This is a genomic window from Actinosynnema sp., assembly GCF_052038725.1.
The window spans coordinates 1-6035 of the sequence record NZ_JBQGCX010001346.1; the positions used below are offsets into that span (position 1 = coordinate 1).

At 73.5% G+C, this 6035-nt stretch carries 6 protein-coding genes and 1 tRNA gene; 2 read left to right on the forward strand and 5 right to left on the reverse strand.

Annotation, left to right across the window (positions count from 1 at the left end):
- Positions 1–62: 62 nt before the first annotated feature.
- The 3 genes from ACTUAL_RS28405 to ACTUAL_RS28415 form a co-directional block, all read right to left on the reverse strand.
- Positions 63–494, reverse strand: coding sequence for a hypothetical protein (locus ACTUAL_RS28405; protein ID WP_096497040.1), 432 nt, complete (start codon positions 492–494; stop codon positions 63–65).
- 273 nt (positions 495–767) lie between these two features.
- Positions 768–2501 (reverse strand): protein kinase domain-containing protein, encoded by a 1734-nt coding sequence (locus tag ACTUAL_RS28410; RefSeq protein WP_440902390.1) that lies wholly within the window; start codon positions 2499–2501, stop codon positions 768–770.
- Between the two features lie 39 nt (positions 2502–2540).
- A complete protein-coding gene (locus ACTUAL_RS28415) occupies positions 2541–3653 on the reverse strand; it encodes a J domain-containing protein (protein ID WP_177154677.1) in 1113 nt (370 codons plus the stop codon).
- Positions 3654–3723: 70 nt separating this feature from the next.
- Here ACTUAL_RS28415 and ACTUAL_RS28420 point away from each other — a divergent pair.
- A tRNA-OTHER gene (locus ACTUAL_RS28420) sits at positions 3724–3796 on the forward strand.
- Positions 3797–4012: 216 nt separating this feature from the next.
- Here the strand turns inward: ACTUAL_RS28420 and ACTUAL_RS28425 are convergent.
- Both ACTUAL_RS28425 and ACTUAL_RS28430 read right to left on the reverse strand, forming a co-directional pair.
- Positions 4013–4492 (reverse strand): hypothetical protein, encoded by a 480-nt coding sequence (locus ACTUAL_RS28425; protein WP_440902391.1) that lies wholly within the window; start codon positions 4490–4492, stop codon positions 4013–4015.
- Positions 4493–4593: 101 nt separating this feature from the next.
- Positions 4594–5400 (reverse strand): metal-dependent hydrolase, encoded by an 807-nt coding sequence (locus tag ACTUAL_RS28430; protein WP_096497036.1) that lies wholly within the window; start codon positions 5398–5400, stop codon positions 4594–4596.
- Between the two features lie 139 nt (positions 5401–5539).
- Here ACTUAL_RS28430 and ACTUAL_RS28435 point away from each other — a divergent pair.
- Positions 5540–6035, forward strand: a 496-nt coding sequence (locus ACTUAL_RS28435) for an isocitrate/isopropylmalate family dehydrogenase (RefSeq protein ID WP_440902392.1), incomplete at its 3' end; no start/stop codon positions are given.

A 6035-nucleotide genomic window follows, 5' to 3' on the forward strand; every position in this document is an offset into this window, starting at 1 on the left:
GGAGGGTGGGGTCGGCGGACGTGAGCGGAGCCATGGCGAGCACCGAACCGGGGCCGTCGCGCCTACGGCAGCGCGGCCCGCACCTCGACCCAGCGCCGGGCGCGCTCGCGCAGGTCGGCGTCGTCGACCAGCGGGGCCACCGCGTCGAGCACGGCGGTGATGCTCCGGTGCTCGCGCAGCACCTTCACCTCGGACCTCGGCAGCGCGGCCGTCGCCGCCCGCTCGGCCGCCTCCTCGGCGGTCAGCGCGGTCTCCGACAGCACGTCGGCGGCCAGCCGGTCCGGAGTCTCCGCGCCCAGCTCCAGCAGGTGGCCGCGCAGGGTGAAGCGCTCCACCACGGAGGGGGTGCGGCGGTGGCTGTGCCGCTCGGCGCCGTAGGAGGCGGCGAGGCCGACCGCGCCCCAGGCGATCCTGCGGCGGGCGGGCAGCGCGTCGTCGGCGACGTGCTGGAGCGCCACCAGCCTGATCCAGGTCCAGTCGTTCGCGTCGCTCACGGCCGCACCGCCCCTGGGGTGGTGGGCGCGGGGTGTGTGAACGCCCCCGCGGGCGAGCCCGTCGACCCGCCGGGGGCCCCGTCCGCGCGCCAGTCGGTTCGGCGGGCTGTGCGCGGGCGCACCGGACCCGCGGGCGCTCGCCGCGCCGCGTTCCGGTTCTCCCCCCGCGCCGGGCGGGGCAGGACGGTCTTCATGGGCCAAGCCTACGAGAGCGGGCGCAACCCGGTGATCCACCCGGCCCAGCGGGGAGGGGGCCGGGTGGGCCGGTCGCGCTCAGGAGCCGAACGCGCTGGTGGTGACCACGCCACCCTCCTGCCTGCCCGCCAGGCAGTGCACGTAGTTGCGGTCGCCGTCGGACTTGGCGACCGCGGAGATCTCCCAGCCGGTGGTGTCCACGCCCGCGCGGGTGTTGGCCCTCATCGCGGTCGCGGTGCACACGTTCGCGACCTCGGGGGCCTGGAGCAGCTCCTCGGAGGCGACCTGCGGGATCGACCCGGACAGCCAGGTGCCCGCGAACGCCTCCCAGTAGTGCTCGTTCGCGCAGTCGCCGAGCATCCGGGCGGTGGCGGCCGTGCCGCCGATCTGGACCAGTCCGGCGTAGCAGGTCTGCTCGGCGATGCAGTAGCCGGTGTCGCAGGGCTTGGTGCGCGGGGGCGGGAGGTCGTCGGACTCGGAGGAGGTGGAGGACGTCGCCTGGCCGTTCTGGCCGCTGCCGGAGGAGGTGGGCTGCTGGGTGCGCTGGGAGGCGATCAGCCAGGTGGCGCCGGAGACCAGGAGCAGGGCCAGCACGACGCCCAGGACCAGCGGCCAGGCCCGGCGGGGTGGCTGCTGGATGACGACGTACTGCGGTGGGCCGGAGTGCTGCTGGGGGCCGGAGTGCTGACCGGGGTGGGGCGGGTTTGGGTGCGCCTGGGCGGGGTGCGGCCGGTCGCCGCGGGGGAGCGGGGACAGGACCTGGCCGGGTGGGAAGAAGCCCGGTGGGAACGAGCCCTGCGGGCCCTGGTCCTGGGGGAAGCCGCCGGGTGGGGTCGGCTGCGGGTGCGGGGGTGGTGTGCCGTGCGGGGGCGTGCCGGGAGGGGCCTGGGCCGGGCCTGGGGCGCGTGGCCAGGAGAGCTGGGGCGTGCCCTGACCCGGTGTGGCCTGCGGGGCGTCCTGGGCGGGCTGCGGTGCGCCCGCGGGGGTGGTCGGCGTGGAGAACGGGGACGGCAGCGGGCCCCGGTCCAGCTCGTCGCGGAACTGGGCCGCGCTGGAGGTGCGGTAGGCCGCGTCCGGTTCCAGGGCCCGCACCAGGGCGGCGTGCAGGTCGTCCGGGCAGCCGGGCACGCGCTCGACCGGGGTGCGCAGCACCTCGCCGAGGTGGTCGAACGACTCGATCGGCCACGGCACCGGTCTCGGCGGCCTGCCCGCCAGCAGGTCGTACAGGGTCGCCGCCAGCGAGTACACGTCGCCCGCCGCCGTGGGCGGCACCATCGCGAACGCCTCCGGCGGCGCGTAGCTGGGGCTCAGCGCGTCCCGCGTCACCGACGACGCGCCGTCGGCGTCCAGCAGCGCGGCCAGGCCGAAGTCGGCGATCTTGGCGGTGCCGTACCGGTCGAGCAGCACGTTGCCGGGCTTGAGGTCGCGGTGCAGCACGCCCTCGCCATGCGCGGCGGCCAGCGCGTCCGCGAGCTGCACGCCCAGCCTGCGCACCCGGTCGCCGTCCAGCGGGCCGTTCGTGCGCAGCAGGTCGCCGAGCGTGCCGCCGGTGCACAGCTCCATCACCAGGTACGGGGTGCCCTCGGCGGTGAAGTTCGCGTCGTGCACGGACACCACGTGCGGGTGCCCGGACAGGCGCGCGGCGGCGTGCGCCTCCCGCAGGAAGCGCCGCCGGTCGCGCTCGGTCCGCAGGACGCGGTGGTCCACCTTGACCGCGACCTCGCGGTCGAGCTGCACCTGGCGCGCCCGGTACACGGTGGCGAAGCCGCCCTGGCCCAGCGGGGTCATGTCGGTCAGTCCCGGCAACTGCACGGGCGGACTGTAACCCGGAGGTCCGACAACCGCGGTGGGTCAGGCCTCGGTCGACTCGCACACCAGGTCGACGATCGCGCGCAGCGCCTCCCGGTCGACGACGGCGGGGTCCTCGGCCAGCCACGCGCCGACCTCGTCCAGGAACACCTCGGGCGTCATCGGCGGCACCAGCGCCCCGTCGGTCGGGTCGGTGGTGACCTCGCCAGCCCGGCTCGGGTACACCAGCAGCACCGCCCGCACCTCCAGGTGCGGCAGCAGGGCCCGGTACTCGGCGAGCCCGCGCGGCAGCCGCGTGCCGCCGCCCCGGAACAGGTGGCCGTTGCGCCACAGCGACCCGTCGTCCCCGGTCTGGTAGTGGCCGGGCAGCCAGGACTTGGACTCGATCAGCACCAGCCGCCGCCCGCACAGCACGGCGTGGTCGATGTCGACGAACACCGAGTCGGGCCAGGCCAGGCCGTGGAACACGCGGGCGCCGGGCAGCCGGGTCAGGTACTCGGAGAGCAGGTCGGCGGTCAGCCGCTCGCACACCCGCTCGTCGTCCACCTCGCCGCGCACCACCTCGGTGTCGACCTCGGCCGCGAACACCCGGTCCGTGCGGGTCGCGGCCAGGTAGCGGCGCACCAGCCGGAACGCCCAGGCGGCTGCGGCGGCGACCATCGCCAGCCACACCGCGAGGCCCAGCGGGGACAGGTCGAGCGCGAACACCGGGAGGAGCAGGAAGAACCACGCGCACAGCGCGGTGAGGGCGGGCGCGTGGCCCGGCGAGGCGACCGGGGCGTACCGGACGCGCTGCCCGGTGTCGACCAGCCGCCACCAGCCGAGGTCGTCCGGGTCGACGTCGGGCTTCGGAGGTACGAAGTCGGGATCGTCGCCGAACGGGCGGTTCCAGGGCGCCCGTCCCGATCTTGGCGGCCGGGTCGCGGAACCGGACCGGGGCCCGGAGCGCGGGTGCGCCCACCCCCGGTCGTAGGCCCGGCGGCGAGCCGGGTCGCGCAGGGTGTCATATGCCTCCTGCAGCGCTCGGAAGCCCCCTGAAGATCCACCGGCGTCCGGGTGCATGACCTTCGCCAGCGACCGGTAGGCGGACCGGATCTCGGCCGAGGATGCCTCGCGCTCGACGCCCAGAAGCTCGTAGTAGTCCACCCCGCGCACGGGGCAGACCTTATTGCGCCGCGCCGATCCCGTGTCCACAGGTCCGTCTCGTGGCTAGGGTGTGCGGTGAGAGCCTGGTAGCGCAGCGGTTGACGCGCCCCGCCCCGGTGGGGAGGACGCCGGTTCGAATCCGGTCCGGCTCGCTGATGTGGCGAAGCGGCATCAGGCGGCTCCACCACTGGAACCCCGCCTGAGTGGGCAACTCCCGTGAACCCCCGGTCACCGCGACCGGGGGTTCGCTGCAACCACCCTTGTCGCCCGGAGCGCCCGTCGGAGTCGCTCCCGCTTCGCGGCACCGGGCGGTTCCCACCGAGAAGACGCCGAGTCCCGAGAGCCCCAGGGGTTCACCGGGCTCCGCCTCAGGAGCAGTCCAGCACCAGCCGCCCACCGCTGTACCTCGGCCGCAGGTCCCCCCGCGCCTCGACGCTGCGCACGTCGTGCGGCCGGACCTCCTCGATCGCGCTGAACGCCAGCACGTCCGCCACCCCGTACCGCCCGTGCAGCGCCCGCTGGCCGGGGAACCGCAGCGCGGTCCCCTCCACCCGGTCCCGGTGCGCCAGCGCGGCCCGCAGCGCGCCCGCGACCAGCTCGGACGGCCCGGCGACCCGTTCCACCCCGCCCTCGTGCAGCGCGATCCCGGTCCCGCGCTCCACCAGCGTGGACACCACGTTCCCCGACGGCGCCTTCGGCAGCCGGAACGACAGCGCCCAGTGCGGTCCGACGTCGTGCACGCACACCACCGCCGCCTCGTAGAGCAGCGATCCGTGCAGCGCGAGCGCCGCGCTTTCGGCGCTCGTGGGGTCCTCGTGTCCCGCGTTCACCCCGAGCCACGTGGTCATGCGACGCAGATTAGTCCGATCGGGTGACGTTCAGATATCCGACGAATGGCCGAAATTCCCCTTCCGGGCGGGTTCGACCGCCCCGCCCGGATCAGGGGGCGCTAGACCGGCAGCAGGTCGAACGAGCCGAGGAACGGCAGCATCCCGATGTTCTGCAGCGCGGCCAGCGACAGCCACACCGCGCCGACGGTCACGGCGGGTCCGACGATCCGCATCTCCACGGCGCCGCCGGTCTTCATCCGCATGATCTTCGGCGGCGCGATCGGGTACCAGGTCTTGCCCGCGATCGGGATCGGCCACGCCATCGGGCAGCCCTGCTCGGTGATCGCGTCGCCGATGTAGTGCGCCACGCAGCCCACGGCCACCGCGATGCCGAGCGCGGCGGCGTTCGCGGCGGTCTGCGCGGTCCACATCACGCACAGCGCGGTGATGCCCGCCGACACCACGGTGATCAGCAGCGCGTCGTGCTTGTTCGACCAGTCCTTCATGATCCCGCGCACCGCCAGGCCCGCGAACGCGAACATCAGCAGCGGCAGCGCCCACTTCTGCGACTGCTGCACCACCGCCGTCGTGCCGAGCGCGCACAGCAGCGCGAACACGAACGTGTGGGTCAGCGCCCGGTGCCCGCCCTCGCGGTTGGAGTCCCGCTTGGTCCTGGTCAGCTTGTAGACCCAGCTGCTGACGGTGTTCAGCGCCCCGGACAGGCCCTGGCTGATCGGCCCGAACGCGCGGGCGATGGTGGACGACGGGTGGTCGATGTCGGGCATCAGCGCCGCGCCCGTGGCGAGCACCGCGCCGACCGTCCAGCTCTGCGGCGAGAGCTGTCCGATGGGATGGTTCTCGGCGAGCGCGGTCACCGCCGCCCAAGCCAGCAGACCGCTCATGGCGTGCGTGGGTCCGGTCGACATGGTGCCCCCTCCAAGATCGTGACTGGAGGTTAAGGCATTGTGATGCCCGATCCCTTTTTCACCCGTGAGTGGCGCACGCAGCATGACATAGCAGTACGCTTGTCCTGCTTGCATTGCCGCGAGAGGAGCGCACCCGAGTATGGGCAAGATCAAGGTTCAGGGGACTGTCGTCGAGCTCGACGGCGACGAGATGACCAGGATCATCTGGCAGTTCATCAAGGACAAGCTGGTCCACCCGTACCTGGACGTCAACCTCGAGTACTACGACCTGGGCATCGAGCACCGGGACGCCACCGACGACCAGGTCACCATCGACGCGGCCAACGCGATCAAGAAGCACAACGTGGGCGTGAAGTGCGCCACCATCACGCCGGACGAGGCGCGGGTGGAGGAGTTCGGCCTCAAGAAGATGTGGGTCTCGCCCAACGGCACGATCCGCAACATCCTCGGCGGCGTCGTCTTCCGCGAGCCGATCATCATCTCGAACATCCCCCGGCTCGTCCCCGGCTGGACCAAGCCGATCATCATCGGCCGCCACGCCCACGGCGACCAGTACAAGGCCACGAACTTCAAGGTCCCCGGCGCGGGCAAGCTGACCGTGACCTTCACGCCCGAGGACGGCTCCGCGCCGATCG

Bases quoted from the DNA above. Each gene is read 5' to 3' on its own strand.
- ACTUAL_RS28425 (WP_440902391.1), bottom strand. From the start codon at position 4,492: ATGACCACGTGGCTCGGGGTGAACGCGGGACACGAGGACCCCACGAGC.
- ACTUAL_RS28430 (WP_096497036.1), bottom strand. From the start codon at position 5,400: ATGTCGACCGGACCCACGCACGCCATGAGCGGTCTGCTGGCTTGGGCG.